Origin of the sequence: Bacillus sp. CR71, assembly GCF_003429245.1 — a bacterium.
Taxonomy (GTDB): Bacteria; Bacillota; Bacilli; order Bacillales; family Bacillaceae_G; genus Bacillus_A; species Bacillus_A thuringiensis_S.
Genome location: NZ_CP031748.1, coordinates 1,667,237 through 1,687,477, shown reverse-complemented (window position 1 = coordinate 1,687,477; position 20,241 = coordinate 1,667,237). Strand labels below are relative to the sequence as shown.

Here is a 20,241-nt window from a genome sequence, read left to right as displayed (position 1 = left end):
TATTGTAGAAGGTGATTTTTATTTTATGATGCTTGCTTTCCTTTATCTGCATCATCTACATACCAGATGAATTTGCCTGTATATCCGTAAATAACTGCTAAAATTAACGATACGAAGCTTAACCACATAAACGGAACGTATGAGAACGTTGCTACACCTAAAATACCCGCCATAAAAATACCATTATCAGACCATGGAACCATACCTGAAGTTAACGTTCCACCTACTTCTGAGTTACGCGCTAATACACGACGGTCTATTTTTAATTTATCATAGCTATCTTCCATAATTTTTGGTGTTAAAATTAGTGATACATACATCGCACAACCAAATATATTAGCTAAGAATGCCACGATTAATGTAGACAATGTTACATTACCTGCAGAATTTAATTTCTTCTCAAATTTTGATACGATTACTTTTAAAACACCTAGTTTTTCAAGTAATCCACCAAATCCTAAACCGAAAATAATAACAGCTACTGAGCCAAGCATGCCGTTAATTCCACCACGGTTTAATAACTTGTCAACAAACTCAACACCAGATTGAATTGAGAATCCGTTATAAGCTGTTCCAATCGCCTCTCCAAAGTTCATCCCTTGGAAAAGAGTTGCCCAAATTGCACCAATTAAAGCTCCCATTGCAATTGTTGGCATAGACGGTTTCTTCATCGCTAATAGAACGATAACAATGACCGCTGGAATAAGCATCCATATTTTAATATCAAATTGCTTTAATAAAGCTTCTTTTAAAAATTCTACTCGATTCAAATCTACATTATCGCCGCCATACATCCAACCAGCTACAGTAAACATAATACTAGTAATAATATAAGCTGGAACATCTAATACGAGCATAGCTCGAACGTGAGCAATAACATCTACTTTCGCCATAGAAGCTGCAAGAACTGTGCTATCAGAAAGTGGTGATAATTTGTCGCCGAAATAAGCTCCTGAAAGAACTGCACCAGCAACAAGCGGAAGTGGTAAACCAAGTCCTTCACCAATCGCCATCATAGCAATACCTGCTGTTCCCACTGTTCCCCAAGACGTTCCTGTTGCGATAGAAGTTATAGAACAAATAATTAATGTTGCTAATAGGAATATGCTAGGGTGAATAAATTCTAATCCATAATAGATTAATGTTGGTACTACCCCACCAGCAATCCACGTTCCAATTAAAGCACCTACTGCAACTAAAATCAGTATTGCTTCTAATCCGTTAGAAATCCCTTTCGTAATTGCATCTTGCAATTCTTGATAACGAAATCCTAATCTTAATCCAAGCGCAATTACTAAAAACCATGAAATAAATAGCGCTAATTGAATTGGGAGATCAAAAATCGTTTGGAAGGAAAAGACAACAGCAAGAAATAGTAATAAAAGAACTATGATTTCTAGCATCGATGGTAATCTTACACTTTTCATTTTTTTCTCTCCTTACAAGTCGATAACATGACGTATGTCGTCTTACATGTATGTAATATACAATTAGCGAAGACAAAACAAAATTTTCATATTATTTCGATTTATTTTTCCAGTATAATATATTCACAACCCTTTCTATTGTAAAAGTAGATTACGTTTTTCGCAATGAAAAATATAAAAAATGTTGTATTTTTATTTATCCCGATATTTTCGGCCAATAAGACCTCCGCCTTAAAATTCAGTAAGCGCAAAGCACTTAGATAAGAAATTAACTACTGTAAAATTCCAAATTGATATGAACGTATTAAAGCTTCACTTTATTTACAAAGAACAATCCCATACTAACTTTTTTAATATTTGCTGCAACAAAACTTTTTACAACTATCTTCACTTTTTAATTAACACCATTATTTTCTACACAAAAAATAGGGCACACATCATTAAAATGATGCATGCCCTATCTTTATTTATACATATTTTGTATTCCTTCTTTATTTTTAAGTATTTCCTCAAACTTATCACTACAACCCTTCGGAAATAACACTCCCAGTCCATATGAATGTGCAAATTGAAAATGAGGGTACTTCGCTTTTACCTCATCCCAAAACTTATATACGCCGAAATCACCACTTCTAACTTCAATATCATGAAATAATACAATACCGTTTTTCGCGACTTTCGGTAGCCAAGTGTTATAATCGTGAGAAACAGCTTCATACGTATGATAGCCATCAATATGCAAAAGATTTATCGTTTCATCTTGAAACCGGTCTACAGCATCATCAAAAGTAGATCGAATTAAATTTCCTATATTAAGGTAGTTATCACTCACTACTTTTTCTACTATTTGAAAAACCCCTTCTCCATATGGACCTGTATGCCCATCTCCAGCCCAAGTATCTACTGCAAAGCATTTAGTCGATAACCCTCCATCTTTTACTCCCTGACAAAAACTGAAGAAAGAAGCACCTAGATGTGTACCTAACTCAACTAAAGTTTCTGGTTTTTCAAATCGTACTAAGTCATATGCAAAATCTAAATGTCCACTCCACGCAGATTGTGACCGAATAATAGGACTAAATGTTTCAAATTCAAATGATGGTTTATGAGTAACCCAGTTCATCGCATAACTCCTTCTGCACATATTTTTAACAAACCAAATTACTCTTATCTTTATTTTTTTATCGCCTTGATTATGATTCTATTTCATGAAAATATGAAGAATTTATTCTTTTCTATTGCGGTAAAGCATCATATACATATGGGTCAGTTGGCTTATTAATTTTCTCGATTTTGTTTACTTTTACAAGTGGAAAGACTGTTCCTTTATATGTCGTTTCATCTAATAATCCTGTTATTTTCACCCATGTTTCTTCTGATATTTTTTCAACATTTTTCCCGGTAACAATCATCCCCCAGACTGATGCATCCGCAATACAACAAGTTATGCCATATCGAGCCACTACTGCTTTATTACCCGTCACATCCTTATCATTATATATAAACCCTGAGAATATAATTTCTTTCCCTTTAAACCCTTTTACATCTTGACCAATTATACTCATTGTTTGAACATAATCCTTATCCTCTACTTGTAGTTTATGCTGTCCTAACATACTTTTTACTACTTGCTCTTCCGTTTCATAAGTCGTTGATAAATTTGATGTTTCATCTGGATCATCGAATACCTCTCGCCCATCAAAATCATCCTGTTTCCCCTCTTTTTCGTTCCCTTCCATACTTCTCGCCTGTACACTTTGATTCATACCCCTTTTTCCTGCTAAACTTCCATCAATTGTTACATTTCCAAATAGAAAAGCACTAATAATCGGAACAACAAATAAAACATATACAAAGAAACTTTTCATCCCTGATTTTAATGCTGTATGATGCTTACAACAATTACAATCATCCTCTTTTTCTCTCCCATCTCTCCAAACTTGTAAAGAACCAAGAAGTAAAATCACTACAAAAGCTATATACGTAAATTTAATCATTTTTGGAGCGATAAAATTATAAATATTCCCTGTTACAAGTAGTTTAAATAAGAGCATTGCTAAACCAATTAAAATAATACCACGAATATAGCGATGATATGCCTTCTGCTCCTCTTTCTCCATTCTTTCTCACCTCCTATAACATTATAATTTGCAGGATGGTATACACAGATACAATGACAATTCCCATTAAAAAGAATACAAATTTCTTTTGAAAATATGCAAATAGCATTAACGTATTTTTCATATCAAGCATCGGCCCAAACACAAGAAATGCGAGAAGTGCCTTTACTGAGAAAACATGTCCAAAAGATGCCGCTATAAAAGCATCGGCTGCAGAGCAAATTGATAAAACATAACCAAATCCCATCATAATAAAGGGGGCAATTACTTCGTTATGTGCTACTGCATCCAGTACATTCCGATCAAAAAACGTTTGAAATACACTTGCTAAAAAAGCACCAATCAATAAATACTTACCAGTATCAAAAAACTCATCTACAGTGTGATTCATAACATCTTTCCAACTCTTTTTTTTGCTTGTTTGAACTGAAACCTCTACGTCTTTTAAAACATTTCTTTCGCGATAGCAATAATACACAATTAGACCTATGAATAGAGCAACTAAAATTGTTATCCCAAAGCGTGCATATACAACATAATCATTTTTTTGAAACGCATATACAGTAGATAAAAAAACGACTGGATTCATAATGGGTGCACTCAGTAAAATAACAATGCCTACATGAAGTGGTAACCCCTTTTGAATGAGCCTTCTTACAATTGGTATAATGACACATTCACACATTGGAAAAAGAACTCCCACAAATACTGCTGGAATCATTGCAACAATCGGAGATTTCGGCATTACTTTTTGAATCATATCTTCCGTCACAAACACTTGAATAAATGAAGAAACAATTACCCCTAATAAAATAAAGGGTATTGCTTCAAAAATGATACTTAAAAATACTGTATTCACATTCAACCATTCCTGTGGTATATTTTTGTGCAAATTTGCTAGACTTGTAAAATCTACAAAAAATAATAAAAAGAGAAACATAGCGATAAGAGCTATGCCTACTAATTCTTTTGAAACTCTATTAAAGACCAAGCTTCTCGCCTCCATTTTATTTATATGTAAACATGTGCTTGTCCAAATGCTTCATACTACAGCACAAATTTTATAGTCTATTTCTATTCTCAAATCGTAATCATTATGATTTATTATTGATTTTTCTTTTTCCATCGTTTAATATAAAACGTAACCATTACGATTTAAGGGGAGATCATTTCATGAAAAAAGTACCTATCACTGTATTAAGTGGGTTTTTAGGATCTGGAAAAACTACCTTACTACATCACATTTTGACTAATAAGAACAACTTAAAAGTAGCTGTTATCGTTAATGATATGAGCGAAGTAAACATTGATGCATCTCTTATAAAAAAGGGTGGTTTTTCACGTACGGAAGAGAAATTAGTAGAAATTCAAAATGGTTGCATCTGCTGTACACTACGAGAAGATTTAATGATAGAAGTGGATCGTCTTGTTGAAAATGGTGATATTGACTATATTATTATTGAATCTTCTGGTATAAGTGAGCCTATTCCAGTTGCTCAAACGTTTACTTATACAGACGAAGTTCTTAACATTGATTTAACGAGAAATTGTCGCCTCGATACGATGGTTACAGTTGTAGATGCAAATAGGTTTTGGGATGATTTTGCAGATGGAGAAAGTTTATTAGACCGAAAACAAGCAATCGATGAGAATGATACCCGGGAAGTTATTGATTTATTAATAGATCAAATTGAGTTTGCAAACGTAATTATTCTTAATAAAATAGATTTGCTAGAAAAAGAAGATGTGATAGAGCTTCATCATTTACTAAAAAAATTAAATCCTAATGCAAAAGTTCTTAAATCTTCGTTTAGCAAAGTACCATTACAAGAAATTTTAAACACAAATCTATTTAATTATGAAGAAGCCAGTCAATCGGCCGGCTGGATACAAGAATTAAATAGTGAACATCATACACCGGAAACGGAAGAATACGGTATCAATTCCTTTGTTTACCGTCGCAAATATCCTTTCCATCCCGAGCGCCTTATGAATTGGCTAGAAAAATGGCCTTTAGATGTTGTAAGAGCGAAAGGATTCTTCTGGCTCGCATCTCGTAATAATATGATAGGGCTTCTATCTCAAGCAGGTTCCTCTATTACAATTCAAGGAGCCGGTGAATGGATAGCCGCATTACCTGAAACTGAAAGAAATCAAATGATTGCAGAAGAACCAGAAGTATTAAAAAACTGGGACGAGCGATATGGAGATCGAATAACTGAGCTCGTATTTATCGGTATTGATATGAATCGTTCTGTGATTGAACAATCATTAGATGATTGTCTATTAACAGAAAAGGAAATGGAACAAAAGTGGAATACATTTATTGATCCTATTCCGGCTTTTACTTATACTTCATAATAATTAATAAAAGGCTTCAGTAGAATGAAGCCTTTTTATTTTATAGCACTCTTATTTAATAGGTTTGCTTTAATTATAAATACAACTGTACCTAAAACAATTAATATAGTATATATGTTACCAACTACATCACCTATTTTTTCTAAGCCAAGCGGTAATATTATAGTAGCAACTCCGACTATATAAGAAAATGCTCCTGAAAGCTTCACTAATTTATTTTTATCTCCAACAAACGTTTCTTCTTGATATCCTGCTAACAAAAACAACCTCTAAAGAACAGCACCCTATTATTCAAGCGCTACAAAAACAAGATGAAAAACAAATGGAACAAATGATGTCTCAAAACTGGCTCCGTCCCATGAAAGAAATATAAAAAATGATTTCTATGAAATAATAAAGCTGGCTACACAAAAGTGTAACCAGCTCCTTATTTACTAATCTATGTGCTATGCCTGAATATTTGCGTAATCCTCAATATCTTCATACTCTTTTTCTAATTCCTCTAAAGACAGCTCGTATAATTGTCGGTCACGAATTTTAAACACACCTGCTCCAATTAACTCATCAATTAAATGCCTCTTACGATTTTCAACAGCAAAACGGAGTTGACTACTCATCTTTAAAAAAACTCCTTTCCACGATCATTGAAAATGATAATCTTTATCAATTACCACTTTTGATTATAAAAGATGACTCTTTATAAGTAAAGTAATTTCATGAAATATTTACCTGACAAAGTATTTGTGGCCACATTATATATATGTATGCCGTGCGAAAAATGTTATGACACATTTTCTTATCCTTTTTCTTTCATACTTTGCAGGTTGTCTCACTATGATTAAATTCACCATCTATTTCTACTTGAATGGTGACATGTTCTACATGAAACTTCTCCTTTAATACATCCGTAGCCTCTTTTAATACATTTTGCGTTTCATCACCTTTAATAATCAAATGGCAAGTTAATACTTGAAAATCAGATGTGACAGACCATATGTGCAAATCATGAACTTCTTTTACAACCGTAATATTTAATAATGTACTTTTTACCTCTTCAACATTTATGTGCTGGGGTGCACCTTCCATTAATATATGGACGGTATCACGTGTTACACGCCATCCACTAATAATGACTAAAATAGACACAAGAATACTAGCAATCGCATCAGCAACCGTCCATCCGAAAAATTTAATACATAGCGCTGCAATAATCGCTCCGACTGATCCTAATAGATCGCCTAATACGTGGAGGAAAGCACTTCTTAAATTCAAGTTCCCCTTCACATCTCCGCCTCTCATTAATATCCAAGCTGATAAAATATTAATAAGCAGACCAAGTACAGCAATAATGAGCATCCCATTACTAGCAATCTCAACTGGTTCTTTAAAACGGCGGATTGCTTCAATAAAAATGTATACCGAAATGACAATAAGAACGACACCGTTACATAATGCTGCTAACATTTCGACTCGCTTATATCCATATGTTTTCGCAGTTGTTGCTGTTTTTTCTCCGAGCTTAAACGCAAGTAAACTTAAGGCTAAAGATACCGCATCACTTAACATATGCCCCGCGTCAGATAATAGTGCTAAGCTATTTGTTACAAATCCACCAACAACTTCTGCAATCATAAAACTTGTTGTTAGTAGGAAGGCAATTAGTAACGCCTTTTTATTTTTTGAATGACCATGATCATGCGAATGTCCCATACGAATACTCCTTTAAGTACAATATCTGTATGTTAGTATGAAACAAACTCCCCATCTTTATCCCGAATTGACTGATTGTAAACGCCCGCTTCCTCTGTATACACACTTCGCTTCTTTTTAAACAATCCCTTTTTCTCAAATAAAACAAGACTACTTCTTTTTTATTTTCATATTGTTTACTAATGAAAGAATTTTTAAGGAGGTTACTAAAATGAAACGTTTATTTCTCTGTATGGAACGTGAACTTGTTGTAGTGAAAGAACAATATGATGACTATGAAACGACTTACCACTTACAAAATATGCAACCTACCTGTATCGCTGTTGATCCATTTCAAAAAAATCGTGTATATTGCGGAACATTTGGACGAGGTCTATGGTTAAGTGACGATAGCGGGGATTCATGGAGACCAATTGGAGATTCTTATCGTTACTTTGATTTTCCTAAAGAAGATGGTATTTTGCACTCCTCTATCACTTCCATAACAATAAGCTCAAATGAACAAGTTAACGGATATGGTGTCGTTTATGTTGGCACAGAACCGAGCGCTTTATTCCGCTCTGAAAATGGTGGTGAAACGTGGACTGAACTTAAAAATATGAAATCATTATTATCTTCTTATACGTGGGCATTTCCGCCTAGACCTTTTACCCATCACGTACGCTGGATTACAGTTGATCCAAACAACCCTAATACAATACACGTTTCAATCGAAGCTGGTGCTGTTATTCAAAGTAATGATAAAGGGCATACATGGATCGATAAAAAATTCGGTGCCCCTATCGATGCTCATCAATTACTTATGCACCCTGAAGCACCAAATCGCCTTTATGCATCATGTGGTGACGGATTTATGGGCGGACCTGATCGTGCATATCTTGAAAGTTATAACAATGGAAACAGCTGGATCTCATGCAGTGAAGGACTTGAACATCATTATTTATACAGCATGGCTATCGATCCCGCTGATTGCAATACGATTCTCGTTTCAGCTGCACCGAGTGCTGATCTCGCTCATCACCATATTCCTTATGAATCTTATATTTATCGAAAAACGAAAGATACTCCTTTCCAGCAAGTACAACAAGGACTACCATCCGCAATCGGTACAGTCATTTCGATGTTTGCGACAAACAAGGCAGAACCACATACGTTTTACACGTTAAATAACAACGGCGTGTTTCAATCCAATGATAGCGGCGAATCGTGGGAACAACTAAACATTCCGTGGAAAGATGAGTATAAAACGCAGCATCCACATGCGTTACTCGTAACTAGTTTTTAGCGAAAAGAGAGACTGCCTAATGTTTTTAGGCAGTCTCTCTTCTATTTCTTTAAATCAATTACGATATCATCTAGAACAATATCTTTACTCTTCGCTTCTTTTTTCGGCACTTCAATTTTCTTCTCTTTTCCATTCACATACTCCACTCCACCATGATTTTCAGGTGTATGCACTCGCAAATTCACATGAGGCGTAACGATAAGCTTTGTAGCATTTTTATTCAATTTTTGGAATGTAGTACTCCAACTACTTTTATGTGGTTCTGCTACTGTACCCGTTCCGCCATTTCCTTCACCAGCGTATTGATTTCCTAAATCATCTTTTATTTCTAGCTCAACATCTGCACTATCCCATATGCGCCTTAATGCCTTAGATTCTTCCTGATTATAAAAAACGATAAATGACATAGGTGTTACTTCCATTTTGTCTATATTTACTTTTATACCTTCTTTTTCGGAAATCCCATTAACTTTTATATCCTTACTATCCATCGCCTTTAAAGTAAGAGCAAAATTCCAATTCCCTTTTATTGATTTTTTTTCTTCGTACATATTAATTGATTCCATATTCCATCTAACATTTGCAACGTCCATTCTTTTACTACCAAGATCACTTGTTGTAGTCATACCTACATATTTTTTATCTCCTACTTTCGTAGTTTTAGAACTTCCAGCCGCACCATTAGACATGCTTACTTGCGGGGAACCAAATATGCTCGGATGCTCTCCTAAATCTTTTTCACTTTCGATAGAATACGTTATCGTTACAGTTCTCCCATCAAACACAGCATCATTAATTGTAACCTTAACCCCATTACTCTCTCTCGTCATATTCAATTCAGTCGAAAACTCTTTATAATTTTCATGTAGCCCTGTTCTACCATTATCTAAAAATCGGAATATATCTCCTACTATAGGAAGACCTCCAGCATAGGTTGGAAAACCAATACCAAGTGTTGCAACTGATAGTCCTACTAAAATAGATGCAGCAGCGACACCTTTTTTCCAACTTTTCATCTTTTTCTTCGTACGTATCGATTGTTTTACATTACGCTTCACTTTTTCTTTTTCAATTTCAGAAGCCTCAATTTCCTCTAGTTCTTTTTCATCTATATCAATATCATTTAATAGTTCATAAATGTCTTTCATATTGCACTACCTCCAAAACTAATTTTCGTAGCATTTTGTTGTAGTTTCTTTTTCCCCCGGTACACTCGATTATCAATTGCTGCCCGAGTTAATCCTAACTTGTCACCTATTTCCTCTGTCTTCATACCAAGTAAATATTTCATAATGAATACCTTTTGATCTAACGGTTCTAATTGATTAATGAGCTTCAATAATTCTTCCCTATCTTCCATAACGATTAATTCGTCTTCTGCTGATTTTTCTGTACTGATATGAAACTCATCTGAAATAATTTCTACTTTTTTAGTCGCTTTTCGGTAATAATCAATTGCTTTAAACTTTGCAATCGCTGCAATCCACTTTTTAAAATCACTCGGCTCTCCATGGAATTTATTTGCGTTATTCCAAATGGAAAGAAATATATCGTTTATACATTCCTCTATGAGTCCATCATTTTGAATTGGAAGTAGAACTTTATGCGTGATCCCCTTTATGAGTGGTAAGTATGTATCGACAACAAATTCTAACGCGCCTTCTTTTTGCCGCTGTAATCTTTTTATAAAATTTTTCTCATTTGATTTCATGTAGCGATTCCCCTTATTGTTTTGTAAAAGCTTTTACACCCTATATAACGTCTGAAGAAATTTTTTCTCTCATCTTTTTTATTTTTTGTATGTAATGGAATACTTCCCCTTAGCCATTGTCTCACATGACTATGCGTTCAAAGAAAATTTTCTCAAGTCCACAATTTAATTCATGTAGTACACTATTTATATAGTCATTCTTTAATTTGGTGTACATTTTATTTCATTAATATATTTTTAAAATTAGGAGATGAGATGTGTATGTGTGGAATTACAGGTTGGGTAAATTGGAATAAGGATCTCTCCAATGAACATGTTATTTTAGAAAAGATGGCAAATAGTATCCAGCATCGTGGTCCTGATGCTGAAGGATTTTGGTTTTCACCTCGCGCGGCCTTTGCACACCGACGTTTAATTGTTATTGATCCAGAAGGCGGGACGCAGCCGAAGACATTTCGTGCTGGTGATTATACGTATGCTCTTACTTATAATGGAGAAATTTATAATTTCCGTGAACTGAGAGAGCAACTTCAAAAATGTGGTCATACATTTGAAACCCATTCAGATACAGAAGTATTACTACATGCTTATTTAGAATGGAAAGAAGACTGCGTACGACATTTAAACGGAATTTTCGCTTTTGCATTATGGGATGAACAGAAGCAACAATTGTTTTTAGCACGAGATCATTTAGGTGTAAAACCGCTCTTTTTTACAGAAAGAAATGGCAGTATTATTTTCGGCTCTGAAATTAAAGCATTATTAGCGCATCCATCTGTCCCTGCTGAAATTGATGCGGATGGAATAAATGAAATATTTGGATTAGGCTTATTTCGCACTCCAGGATGTGGTGTGTTTAAGCATATTCAAGAAGTACGTGCTGGACATTCTATAACATTTACACGTCATAAAAAAGTAGTTACGAAGTATTGGAATTTAGAAAGTAAGATCCATACAGACTCTATAGAAGATACATCTTCGCATATTTTATCTATTTTACAAGATACAGTAAAAAGACAATTAATTGCCGATGTTCCTCTCGTTTGTATGTTATCAGGCGGATTAGACTCTAGCGGTATTACTGCACTTGCAGGTAAAGAATTTGCAGAGGAGCACGAAACACTTCACACGTATTCAATCGACTTTTTAAATAGCGCCAAAGATTTCGAGCTGACATTTGCTCGCACTGGCTTAGACGCTCCTTGGGTAAAACGTGTTTCCGAACATGTCGGGACATCGCATCATGACATTATTGTGAATGCTGAAGAATTAGCAAATCACTTATTCGTTCCCCTCCATGCGAAAGATTTGCCAAGTGCAGGCGAAATGGAAACTTCACTATATTTACTATTTTGCGAAATGAAAAAAGATGCAACCGTAGCTTTATCTGGTGAATCGGCTGATGAAGTATTCGGGGGATATCCTTGGTTTCATCAAGAAGAACTACTGTATGTAGATAAGTTTCCATGGTTAACAAACTGGAAAAACACATCTTCTCTATTATTAAACGAAGTAACAAAGCAATGTAATCCTGAACACTATATCAATAAAAGATTCCATGAAGCTGTTCATGAAGTACCTACTCTTGAAGGGGAAAGTAAAAAATCCGCGAAACAACGCCAAATGTTTTATTTATTTTTAACGAGATTCCTTCCTTTCTTACTTGACCGTAAAGATCGTATGAGTATGGCTGTTGGTTTTGAAGTTCGTGTACCGTTTTGCGATTATAGATTAGTTGAATATTTATGGAATGTTCCTTTCAACATAAAAAGTATTGATAATATTGAAAAAGGCATTTTACGTAGAGCACTACAACCAGCTTTACCTGACGATGTACGCAATAGAAGAAAAAGTGCTTATCCAACTTCACAAGATCCACACTACTTACAAACAATCCGTAATTTAACACTTGATATGTGTAGCAATAAAAACAATCCTATTTTCTCACTTATTAACCATTCCATCTTACTTTCAATTGCTAATCAAAGTAATAAAGAGATTAACAATTTTGAGGCAAGAAGTGCCATGGAGTATATGCTACAAGTAAATGAATGGTTGAAAACATATCATATTCATATTGCTTAACAAAAAAGAGTTCAAGGATAAAAACCTTGAACTCCTTTTATATTAATTAGCACATTGTTTATTATCAGTATCAATAGACCATCCAATAATCGTGGCACAATCTCTACCTTTCCACTGCAATACATTTGTTAATACGGGCTCAATCTGCAAGCAACTTCCGTCGTGTAATATTTCTACTAAAGATTGATCATCATCAAACCTTCGTTTGTCACACTCTAAAATACCATCTGTTGCCATTACAATGTGATTCATTCCTTTTTCTAATCCTCTTACACCTGACGTAAAGCAAGGTGTATTTGCTGCAAAAATATTTTTCCTACCAATATATTCGTAATTTTTCCGTTTATTTAATCGTCCTTTTCCATTTTTCGTTTTCTCAGAATGGAATAAATACGCGAAACAATCACCAACTGATAACCAATATAAAAATTCGCCTTTTCGTAAACAAATTAAGCAAGCGAGTTCCTCATCATCTTGATCACATTTTTTAATAAATAACTCATCTGTAAATAACGCTAATAAGTACATATGTGTATGATGAAAAGCTAAATGTATTGGATATGAGAATAACTCTTTTAGTTTTTCTTTTCTTGCCGAAATCGCTTCTATTATATAATCTATATTTTTTGTTTTGTGATGTGTATCAAAAATCATAACAAATTCAAATTGTAATTCAGGATCCCACCAAGCAAGCACCGCATCTCCTCGTTCATATGCATCACTCTCTTGATTCCCCCCATATACGCCGACTGAAAGAGGACCACATTTTTCAACATGTATTTCATCTACATACATCTGTTCATGACTAATCCATTTGAATGTATTCACAGCTATCATCCTCTCTCTTGCTAAATGTATACCTTTACACATAGATTACCTTATATTTCAATAAAAATAAACTTTTTCAATATTTTTTATCCAAATAAAAGGATTTTATTTCTAAAATAACGAATATATCTTACTATACGATATAAAAAGGGGATTTATTATTATGAACAACATTAATCTACATTGGGAGAGCATTTATTATCACTTACGATACGAATACGAGGACAACCTTTCCCACCAAGCAATTCGTATTTTACAAATCGTTTCTCGTGAGAAAGATATAACAATTGGAAAAGTCGCTACTGAGCTTAGTCTTTCTCATAACACAGCGTCTGAACACATAAAGCGCCTTATTCAAAAGGGCTTCATCGTTAAAGAGAGAAATAAACAAGATGAAAGAGTGGTAAACCTTACATTAACAATTGAAGGGATTGAAGTATTAGAAAAACATACTTTACTGGATAAAGAAAAGATAAAAATATTAGAATCACAGTTATCAAAAGAAGAACAACAATTAATTGAAAAAGCATTTTCGTTATTAGCGAAGGAGGCAAAATATGCATTTCCTCGTTAAAGTAATCGTTTCGGCACTTATTATCGGCGTTATCACTGAAGTTGCTAAACATTTCAGTACGATAGGTGGCTTTATTGCTGCCCTTCCACTCGTTAGTTTACTTAGTCTATTTTGGATTTCATTCGAAGGCGGGAATAAACAAGAATTAAGTCAATTTGCTTTAGGGGTATTATATGGATTCCCCGCATCAGCACTACTATTATTTATCGTCTATATTGGTTTAAAAAATTCATTTACACTTAGTACATCTGTCCTACTCGGTATAGGTGTTTGGTGTATCGTTTTTGCTTGTCAAAAATTATTTCAAGCTTAGGAGGAATTAACATTCATAAATTTGTAGAAATAATGGGGCAAAATATAGAAGTACATATAAAAGGAAGTGGTAAACAAACTGTAGTCATTCAAACCGGAATGAGTTGCTCATTTTATGATTGGTTTCCTATTATAGAAAAGCTTTCAGAGTACTTTACAGTCGTTTCATACCATCGCCCAGGTTACGGAAAAAGTGATGTAGGCCATCAGCCGCGTACAATAAGGCAAGTTACAAAAGAGCTACATATGTTACTAAACAAACTAGCTATTCAAGAGCCATTTATTCTAATCGGTCATTCCTACGGAGGATTATGTGCACAACATTTTGCGATGTTACATGAAGATAAGCTGCAAGCACTTATTTTAGTTGATTCTACTTCGATGAACTTACACCGTTTAGATGAACTTCATTTACCAATTTCTGATCAAACTGATTCTGATGATGTTTGGTTTCAAAAATATAATATGTATTCCAAAATGGATGTAGACACACTTTATAATGAACTAAAATCTATGCTCGCCAATCAATCAAAACAGCAAATTGAATTCTCTACCTCCGCCTCATTATATAAAGCGACAGCTTCTGAACTATCTGAGTGGAAAAACTGTGCTCTCTCACTAAAAGAGCTATGTAAAACATTAGAAATACCATTAATCGTTATCGGTAGAGATCCTCAATATTCTATTACTCAATTGACTAATGGTGGCATGCCAAAAGAGGAAGCAACACAACTTGAAGCAATGTGGCAAGAACTAATTCATGAACAATTACACCTCTCAACTAACAGCCACTATATTCTTGCCCAACATGCTAGTCACGGTATAGAAAATGATCGACCAGATATTATTATTGAAGCAATTCATTTCTTACAAATCAAAAAAGGAAGCAACTAAAGCTGCTTCCTTACTTATCTTCTATTCATAATCTTCTTCATCATCGATTTCTTCGTAATATGAACTACCATTACTTACATATATAGGGCCATTCGCAACATCAATACGTAGTACCCACGCCCATGGCACAGCTAAACGTTTATGTATCGCTCGCCAAAAGCTCATTGATTTTCTTTCGTACTCCTGGAACTCCTGAAGTAACTCTTTGTAGGAGGAACCGTCTAACTGAATATTTGCTTCTAACAAACGAGAATGAGCATAGTACTGTAACTCTAGTTCAGCAGCAATTTCCATTTCTTCTTCCGTTGCCATACCAATAATTGTTCCATCTTCTGGTGCAATTTCATATACGTTTTGAACTTCAATAAGCCCTTCTTTCTCTTTCTCAAACATGTAAACAGCCTCCTTTAACATATATTTTTTATGTTACAAAGTCATACTTCTACAATAACTTCTCTGTTTCCTCTTTTTTTGATAAACTTTTACAAAATATTTAACCGATGACCTGTTTTCTCTATTCTTTCAGCAGAAATGAAGCGATTTTTATCAAAATTTAATTTATACACATCAGGCATATGAAGTGTTTTCCAAAACTCAAAATCATATTTCGAATTAAAATAATTCATTAGTAATACCATAATATTCCCATGCGTACCTATTACAATGTTCTTACCTTCATATTGTTTTAATATATTTTGCATACATATTACAGCGCGCCTTTGTGCGACATCACTCGATTCTCCGCCTTCGTATGCAAAACTCCAATCTTTCCACACATTCTGCATAGCAACATTAAAATCTGCTACTGGCTCTGTACTCAATAATCTTTCACGCAAATCTTCTTCTGTTTGTATTAATAATTTATATGTATTCGCAATTCCTTGTACAGTTTGGATCGCTCTTTTGTACGGACTAGAAATAACAACATCAATATGTTTATCTTTTAATAAATGCGTTACATTCTCTGCATCACAGTGCCCTTTTTCAGATAAAGGTCGTTCCCTTTCTTCTTTTGTATATGTAGAGTGGGCATGGCGAACGAAATAGATTGTCGTCATTTATTCATCTCCCTTTTCCGTTTTTATCCAAATTCAATACATTACCATCAAATCCCTTTACCTTTATTATAAGTACTGTCAAATTTAAATGTTGATTTTCATATTAATAAAAGGGAAACACCTCATATGGTATTTCCCTCAATTAAAATAGACTACATCCAATTAAATACTTTATCAATTTTATTTCTATCGTATTCTAATATCCAATCATTATATGTATTATAAATATCCCTAATTGTATCAGGAGAGATAGCTAATACATCACAACCTCTATCATCATAAACGTGAAATATAGTATTCTTGTTAACATTTATAAAATACACCCTATGAAAAATACTCGGTTTTATTCCCATATCTTGATTACAAATTGCTTTTAACATAGGAATGTATGTAAAGTCAGAGATTTCACATTTCAAAGTATATCTATGTGTTTTATATGCTCCATCTTCATCTTCATCTGGAAAAACATAAGGGATTGTATTTTTCTGTAACTTAAACAAATCGGACTTCTCTTTGACATACTTAGAAAAGATATTCAATTTCTGTTTGAAAGTTTCACCGTTTGCATGGTCATTTACATCCACTACAATATAAATATCATCTTTTGTTGAATGTAAAGACTGAAATAAAGTAATCGTCCTTTTATAAACGCCTTCTAAATATAGACAATTTTCATAAATGTTATTACAATCATAGTCCACACCTAATCTAAAACGAATACCAATATCCCAATTATAAAATAGAGGTGGTCTAAGTTCTAAATTCGGAAACGTTTCAAGCATATACTCATTCAACCTCATCTCAATACCTACCTTTAATACCATGTTGTTTATATAATAAAATTATTTCATTATAATTTATTTCTAAACTCTTCATCTGTTATAGCATCTTGAATAAAATAATTTATATTATTTCTCAGCTTTTGATATACAACTTGATTTTCTATATCGTTAAACATAATGACAGCTTCTATCTTATTACCTTTCTTATCTGTACTATACAAACTTTTGGTCAATACGAATGCGGTAGATCCACCTTTTTGCCCCGCAAATTCTAACTTACTATTATTAACTGTTCCTTTGAAAATATTCTCGATTTCTTCCTGCATTGATTTTGGAAAATACTTTCTACTATTTATTTTTCCCATTATACTCATATAATCTTTAGCGTTTGCACCCACTAATCGATCTGACCAAATTCGCTGAAATTCCCTATCTACTTTTAATGGAATATCCCGCTTTTTCCATTCTTCCTCATCTTTCATCCATTCCTGTATTTGTAACACATGTTTATTATATTCATCTTTTGACATGTTACGTAACGTTTTTAATGACTGATTTTCTGGCACATGAAGTTCTTTTTCTACGTATCCTCTCATATATAGTGCAGCCGTATAAGAAGTGAACTTATCATGACTAGTAAGCTCTAACTCTTTTATACTTTCATTTACTCTTTCTATTCCAAGCTTTTCTAACAAATATGTTGTATTTGCATTAGAACTATAATGAATCATTCCTTTAGCGACTTCTTCTAAAGCGATTTGTCCATTTTTCACTAATTCTCTCGCTTTGGCATCTTCTAACCAGTTAGGATGTGCTCCACCATCAGTATCTTTAACGTAATATTTTTCTAGCTCGTGCAATGAAATTTGTTCATCACGACTTATTTTTCCTTCTGAAACTTGCTTAGCAAATTCAACTGCTATTAAGATTTTTGCCATACTTGCTAATGGCAATTTTTTATTTTCATTTATAGAAGTTAATACTTCTCCATTTCTTTTAATAAGTAATGAACATGTTTCATCTTCTTTATGTTCTTTTATGTACTTTAATACGTAATCAGGATCTTCTTTTGACAAATAGTAATTCATAATAACAAAGAAAGCTATAACAGCTACTATAATGACTCCTGCAATTATTCCTATAATCTTTAATATGTTCACAATATACCCCCTCTAACAAATTTCCTTCTATATCATAATTATACCGAAACAAATTACAAAATTATACAAAAACGAATAAATATTCCTACAAGCAAAGAATCATTTTTTTATTTCACACTGTATTGTATGGAAAATCTCATGAATATGTCTAACTTTCACACAACAAAAAAACATGCCTTCATTAGGAAAGCATGTTTTGTGATATCCTTCACATTGTTTAGTTAAAAAATAAATGTTTACTTACCATGATGTAACATTAAATCACTAAGTTCTTCTTCAATGTGATTTAATTTCGCAACGCTTTCTTTCCATTTATGAATATAACGTGAAACCCCAACAAAAAACAAAACAATAATTGTGGAAAGAATAATACCATATACGATTGCTACAGTACTCATAGTTACACTTCCTTATAATTAGTAATGTGGTTATTAGTTATATTTTTATTATAAACCTTTTTCTTTTAAAATACTTCAATTTCAACTTTTTGTAACAAAATTGATTTTTCTAATATTTCATTCGTAAAAATGGCATATTTTTCACAAATTATACAAAACTTCACCATATGTACTATTACCATATGAGTTATATTATTAAATAGAATAAAGGGGATGATTACTATGACGACTTGGTTTATTGTAATGTTAGTTGTATTTGGGGCATTTAAAATTATCGTTTCTAGCCTTCCTAACACTGTTATTGAATCCATTATTAGCAAGTACGAAACACATCCAAAACTTGAAGAAGAGAATGTGACTATTACAATTCACGGAAATAACGTAGAAGGCGAACAGAAATCAAAAATTATTCATGATTTTAACGAAGGTTTATTTTTAGATCGCTATTATGCACCACCCCATAATGAAGGCACTCCTTTAATTATCAATGCAAAACGTGGTAAAAAAGATTTCACATTTTATATTTACAGTCATGAAGAGCATGTTGATGTTGTAAAACAATATAAAAAGAAGGTAGTTGCTTATAGTTTACGCTCTAAAAATCTTCAAAATAGTGATATGTTCGTGTCCGCTGATTTAGCTTAATACTCATATATAAAAAGGAATCCATGGCATATGGATTCCTTTTTACTATTTACTGAAAAATAAGCTCTGTCTTCAAACTATCTTTCGGTAACAACCAGCCTTTTTTCTCTAAACTCGCCATTAATAATTCCCTTTGTTTTGTCGCAATACTTTCTTCATTTGTTTTAAATGACACTTCTATTACGAAGTCATCTTCTAATTTTCCGGTATTACTTAATGGCCAAATTTCAATATTTGCTTTTATGTTTTCAAACTCTCCTGTATATCGCTTCATTAATACAGGACCGTAAATACGGGAATTCTTTAACATCTCTTCTCCCCAATTTGTATACAACCATTTGTTCATTTTCCCTGGTAATTTTTCTATTAACATGTTTTGAGCAGCTTGTTCATTTGGTAAATCAAGTATCCCATATCCTTTAGCACTGTAACTTTTCTTATTTGAAATGCTTAATGTTTTCTTCTCAAATCCCCAATCTATTTCCGCCTCATAACTATCCGTATTACTATCGAATCCTTCTTTTTTAGCTACTTCTAGTGCATCTTGAATTACACCATTTTGAATAGGATATCTTTTTTTATATGTTAGTTCAAAATCTTTACTAAATTCTTTCTTTCGAATTCTAGCAAACCAACCTTCATCACTTAAACTTTTATTTGCAGTATCTAAAAATTGTACTTGTATTCTTTCATATTTTGTACCAGCCTGGAAATGTTCTAGCACCTCTTGCTTCATCTCTTTGTTATAACCTAATACTTGTTCTGGCTTCAATAATAACTTTACTTCAAAACTAGGTTTCATTGGACTAGCAGCAAACCCTTCCTTAACGTTATAAAGAAAACAACAAAAGAAAATACTTACGAATACAAATACTTTTTTCATATACCTAT

24 protein-coding genes and 1 pseudogene are annotated in these 20,241 nt (G+C 33.3%); 8 read left to right on the top strand and 17 right to left on the bottom strand.

Features of this window, described 5'->3' with window-relative positions; all coding sequences use genetic code 11:
* Positions 1-23 precede the first annotated feature (23 nt).
* The 4 genes from nhaC to DOS87_RS08775 all read right to left on the bottom strand — a co-directional run bounded on the left by nhaC (position 24) and on the right by DOS87_RS08775 (position 4,553).
* Positions 24-1,427 carry a Na+/H+ antiporter NhaC gene (nhaC, locus tag DOS87_RS08790; protein WP_000843986.1) on the bottom strand — a complete coding sequence of 468 codons (1,404 nt, stop codon included), beginning with the start codon at positions 1,425-1,427 and terminating at the stop codon, positions 24-26.
* 463 nt (positions 1,428-1,890) lie between these two features.
* Entirely contained in the window at positions 1,891-2,550 is a 660-nt protein-coding gene (locus DOS87_RS08785; RefSeq protein ID WP_001104671.1) for a class I SAM-dependent methyltransferase, read from the bottom strand.
* 112 nt (positions 2,551-2,662) lie between these two features.
* Entirely contained in the window at positions 2,663-3,547 is an 885-nt protein-coding gene (locus DOS87_RS08780; protein ID WP_000409944.1) for a TIGR03943 family putative permease subunit, read from the bottom strand.
* A 13-nt stretch (positions 3,548-3,560) separates the two neighbouring features.
* Positions 3,561-4,553 (bottom strand): permease, encoded by a 993-nt coding sequence (locus DOS87_RS08775; RefSeq protein ID WP_003309320.1) that lies wholly within the window; start codon positions 4,551-4,553, stop codon positions 3,561-3,563.
* Between the two features lie 167 nt (positions 4,554-4,720).
* Between DOS87_RS08775 and DOS87_RS08770 the strand changes: the two genes are divergently transcribed.
* The gene (locus DOS87_RS08770; RefSeq protein WP_000757662.1) at positions 4,721-5,908 is read left to right on the top strand and encodes a GTP-binding protein; all 1,188 of its coding nucleotides are present in this window, start codon (positions 4,721-4,723) and stop codon (positions 5,906-5,908) included.
* 35 nt (positions 5,909-5,943) lie between these two features.
* Here DOS87_RS08770 and DOS87_RS08765 read toward each other — a convergent pair whose 3' ends face one another.
* Positions 5,944-6,174 (bottom strand): DUF3784 domain-containing protein, encoded by a 231-nt coding sequence (locus tag DOS87_RS08765; protein WP_102981840.1) that lies wholly within the window; start codon positions 6,172-6,174, stop codon positions 5,944-5,946.
* 8 nt (positions 6,175-6,182) lie between these two features.
* On the opposite strand from DOS87_RS08765, the pseudogene DOS87_RS08760 reads away from it, so the two are divergent.
* Positions 6,183-6,281: pseudogene (locus tag DOS87_RS08760) on the top strand (GntR family transcriptional regulator); the annotation flags it as partial.
* Positions 6,282-6,354: 73 nt separating this feature from the next.
* Here the strand turns inward: DOS87_RS08760 and fbpA are convergent.
* Together fbpA and DOS87_RS08750 are read right to left on the bottom strand one after the other, a co-directional pair.
* Positions 6,355-6,525, bottom strand: coding sequence for a Fur-regulated basic protein FbpA (fbpA, locus tag DOS87_RS08755; protein WP_000098300.1), 171 nt, complete (start codon positions 6,523-6,525; stop codon positions 6,355-6,357).
* Positions 6,526-6,718: 193 nt separating this feature from the next.
* Positions 6,719-7,618 carry a cation diffusion facilitator family transporter gene (locus DOS87_RS08750; RefSeq protein ID WP_000510030.1) on the bottom strand — a complete coding sequence of 300 codons (900 nt, stop codon included), beginning with the start codon at positions 7,616-7,618 and terminating at the stop codon, positions 6,719-6,721.
* Between the two features lie 211 nt (positions 7,619-7,829).
* Here DOS87_RS08750 and DOS87_RS08745 point away from each other — a divergent pair, with 211 nt between their 5' ends.
* A complete protein-coding gene (locus DOS87_RS08745) occupies positions 7,830-8,903 on the top strand; it encodes a WD40/YVTN/BNR-like repeat-containing protein (RefSeq protein ID WP_000825316.1) in 1,074 nt (357 codons plus the stop codon).
* A gap of 41 nt (positions 8,904-8,944) precedes the next feature.
* Here DOS87_RS08745 and DOS87_RS08740 read toward each other — a convergent pair whose 3' ends face one another.
* Positions 8,945-10,051 carry a DUF4179 domain-containing protein gene (locus DOS87_RS08740; protein ID WP_000653118.1) on the bottom strand — a complete coding sequence of 369 codons (1,107 nt, stop codon included), beginning with the start codon at positions 10,049-10,051 and terminating at the stop codon, positions 8,945-8,947.
* Positions 10,048-10,614, bottom strand: coding sequence for a sigma-70 family RNA polymerase sigma factor (locus DOS87_RS08735; RefSeq protein ID WP_000840029.1), 567 nt, complete (start codon positions 10,612-10,614; stop codon positions 10,048-10,050). The genes DOS87_RS08740 and DOS87_RS08735 overlap by 4 nt, the downstream gene beginning before the upstream one ends.
* Positions 10,615-10,875: 261 nt before the next feature.
* On the opposite strand from DOS87_RS08735, the gene asnB reads away from it, so the two are divergent.
* Complete coding sequence (gene asnB / locus DOS87_RS08730) at positions 10,876-12,699, top strand: asparagine synthase (glutamine-hydrolyzing) (protein WP_000334020.1); 1,824 nt, start codon at positions 10,876-10,878, stop codon at positions 12,697-12,699.
* Positions 12,700-12,741: 42 nt separating this feature from the next.
* Here asnB and DOS87_RS08725 read toward each other — a convergent pair whose 3' ends face one another.
* A complete protein-coding gene (locus DOS87_RS08725; protein ID WP_002083203.1) occupies positions 12,742-13,569 on the bottom strand; it encodes a PP2C family serine/threonine-protein phosphatase in 828 nt (275 codons plus the stop codon).
* Between the two features lie 121 nt (positions 13,570-13,690).
* Between DOS87_RS08725 and DOS87_RS08720 the strand changes: the two genes are divergently transcribed.
* From DOS87_RS08720 to DOS87_RS08710, 3 genes are read left to right on the top strand one after another with little or no spacing between them, the layout of a single operon-like run.
* Entirely contained in the window at positions 13,691-14,101 is a 411-nt protein-coding gene (locus tag DOS87_RS08720) for a MarR family winged helix-turn-helix transcriptional regulator (protein ID WP_098578216.1), read from the top strand.
* A complete protein-coding gene (locus tag DOS87_RS08715) occupies positions 14,085-14,414 on the top strand; it encodes a DUF3147 family protein (RefSeq protein ID WP_000545623.1) in 330 nt (109 codons plus the stop codon). The genes DOS87_RS08720 and DOS87_RS08715 overlap by 17 nt, the downstream gene beginning before the upstream one ends.
* Entirely contained in the window at positions 14,375-15,307 is a 933-nt protein-coding gene (locus tag DOS87_RS08710; protein WP_002083200.1) for an alpha/beta fold hydrolase, read from the top strand. Before DOS87_RS08715 ends, DOS87_RS08710 begins: the two co-directional genes overlap by 40 nt.
* Positions 15,308-15,328: 21 nt before the next feature.
* Here DOS87_RS08710 and DOS87_RS08705 read toward each other — a convergent pair whose 3' ends face one another.
* The 6 genes from DOS87_RS08705 to DOS87_RS08680 all read right to left on the bottom strand — a co-directional run bounded on the left by DOS87_RS08705 (position 15,329) and on the right by DOS87_RS08680 (position 18,887).
* Complete coding sequence (locus DOS87_RS08705) at positions 15,329-15,700, bottom strand: hypothetical protein (protein ID WP_000461779.1); 372 nt, start codon at positions 15,698-15,700, stop codon at positions 15,329-15,331.
* Between the two features lie 89 nt (positions 15,701-15,789).
* Positions 15,790-16,365 (bottom strand): histidine phosphatase family protein, encoded by a 576-nt coding sequence (locus DOS87_RS08700; RefSeq protein ID WP_000208260.1) that lies wholly within the window; start codon positions 16,363-16,365, stop codon positions 15,790-15,792.
* A 152-nt stretch (positions 16,366-16,517) separates the two neighbouring features.
* Complete coding sequence (locus DOS87_RS08695; RefSeq protein WP_000894372.1) at positions 16,518-17,147, bottom strand: DUF3885 domain-containing protein; 630 nt, start codon at positions 17,145-17,147, stop codon at positions 16,518-16,520.
* A 68-nt stretch (positions 17,148-17,215) separates the two neighbouring features.
* The gene (locus DOS87_RS08690; RefSeq protein WP_098578217.1) at positions 17,216-18,307 is read right to left on the bottom strand and encodes a serine hydrolase; all 1,092 of its coding nucleotides are present in this window, start codon (positions 18,305-18,307) and stop codon (positions 17,216-17,218) included.
* A 236-nt stretch (positions 18,308-18,543) separates the two neighbouring features.
* Positions 18,544-18,705 carry a hypothetical protein gene (locus tag DOS87_RS08685; protein ID WP_000108702.1) on the bottom strand — a complete coding sequence of 54 codons (162 nt, stop codon included), beginning with the start codon at positions 18,703-18,705 and terminating at the stop codon, positions 18,544-18,546.
* 65 nt (positions 18,706-18,770) lie between these two features.
* Positions 18,771-18,887, bottom strand: a complete 117-nt coding sequence (locus DOS87_RS08680) for a hypothetical protein (protein ID WP_002011946.1) — start codon at positions 18,885-18,887, stop codon at positions 18,771-18,773.
* Between the two features lie 40 nt (positions 18,888-18,927).
* On the opposite strand from DOS87_RS08680, the gene DOS87_RS08675 reads away from it, so the two are divergent.
* Complete coding sequence (locus tag DOS87_RS08675) at positions 18,928-19,350, top strand: YfmQ family protein (RefSeq protein ID WP_000214589.1); 423 nt, start codon at positions 18,928-18,930, stop codon at positions 19,348-19,350.
* Between the two features lie 49 nt (positions 19,351-19,399).
* Here the strand turns inward: DOS87_RS08675 and DOS87_RS08670 are convergent, their stop codons facing one another.
* Positions 19,400-20,233: a hypothetical protein gene (locus tag DOS87_RS08670; RefSeq protein ID WP_016077893.1), complete on the bottom strand. Its 834-nt coding sequence runs from the start codon at positions 20,231-20,233 to the stop codon at positions 19,400-19,402.
* Between the last annotated feature and the right edge of the window lie 8 nt (positions 20,234-20,241).

Bases quoted from the DNA above. Each gene is read 5' to 3' on its own strand.
- nhaC (WP_000843986.1), bottom strand. From the start codon at position 1,427: ATGAAAAGTGTAAGATTACCATCGATGCTAGAAATCATAGTTCTTTTA.
- DOS87_RS08785 (WP_001104671.1), bottom strand. From the start codon at position 2,550: ATGAACTGGGTTACTCATAAACCATCATTTGAATTTGAAACATTTAGT.
- DOS87_RS08780 (WP_000409944.1), bottom strand. From the start codon at position 3,547: ATGGAGAAAGAGGAGCAGAAGGCATATCATCGCTATATTCGTGGTATT.
- DOS87_RS08775 (WP_003309320.1), bottom strand. From the start codon at position 4,553: ATGGAGGCGAGAAGCTTGGTCTTTAATAGAGTTTCAAAAGAATTAGTA.
- DOS87_RS08770 (WP_000757662.1), top strand. From the start codon at position 4,721: ATGAAAAAAGTACCTATCACTGTATTAAGTGGGTTTTTAGGATCTGGA.
- fbpA (WP_000098300.1), bottom strand. From the start codon at position 6,525: ATGAGTAGTCAACTCCGTTTTGCTGTTGAAAATCGTAAGAGGCATTTA.
- DOS87_RS08750 (WP_000510030.1), bottom strand. From the start codon at position 7,618: ATGGGACATTCGCATGATCATGGTCATTCAAAAAATAAAAAGGCGTTA.
- DOS87_RS08745 (WP_000825316.1), top strand. From the start codon at position 7,830: ATGAAACGTTTATTTCTCTGTATGGAACGTGAACTTGTTGTAGTGAAA.
- DOS87_RS08740 (WP_000653118.1), bottom strand. From the start codon at position 10,051: ATGAAAGACATTTATGAACTATTAAATGATATTGATATAGATGAAAAA.
- DOS87_RS08735 (WP_000840029.1), bottom strand. From the start codon at position 10,614: ATGAAATCAAATGAGAAAAATTTTATAAAAAGATTACAGCGGCAAAAA.
- asnB (WP_000334020.1), top strand. From the start codon at position 10,876: ATGTGTGGAATTACAGGTTGGGTAAATTGGAATAAGGATCTCTCCAAT.
- DOS87_RS08725 (WP_002083203.1), bottom strand. From the start codon at position 13,569: ATGTGTAAAGGTATACATTTAGCAAGAGAGAGGATGATAGCTGTGAAT.
- DOS87_RS08720 (WP_098578216.1), top strand. From the start codon at position 13,691: ATGAACAACATTAATCTACATTGGGAGAGCATTTATTATCACTTACGA.
- DOS87_RS08715 (WP_000545623.1), top strand. From the start codon at position 14,085: ATGCATTTCCTCGTTAAAGTAATCGTTTCGGCACTTATTATCGGCGTT.
- DOS87_RS08705 (WP_000461779.1), bottom strand. From the start codon at position 15,700: ATGTTTGAGAAAGAGAAAGAAGGGCTTATTGAAGTTCAAAACGTATAT.
- DOS87_RS08700 (WP_000208260.1), bottom strand. From the start codon at position 16,365: ATGACGACAATCTATTTCGTTCGCCATGCCCACTCTACATATACAAAA.
- DOS87_RS08695 (WP_000894372.1), bottom strand. From the start codon at position 17,147: ATGCTTGAAACGTTTCCGAATTTAGAACTTAGACCACCTCTATTTTAT.
- DOS87_RS08685 (WP_000108702.1), bottom strand. From the start codon at position 18,705: ATGAGTACTGTAGCAATCGTATATGGTATTATTCTTTCCACAATTATT.
- DOS87_RS08680 (WP_002011946.1), bottom strand. From the start codon at position 18,887: ATGGTAATAGTACATATGGTGAAGTTTTGTATAATTTGTGAAAAATAT.
- DOS87_RS08675 (WP_000214589.1), top strand. From the start codon at position 18,928: ATGACGACTTGGTTTATTGTAATGTTAGTTGTATTTGGGGCATTTAAA.
- DOS87_RS08670 (WP_016077893.1), bottom strand. From the start codon at position 20,233: ATGAAAAAAGTATTTGTATTCGTAAGTATTTTCTTTTGTTGTTTTCTT.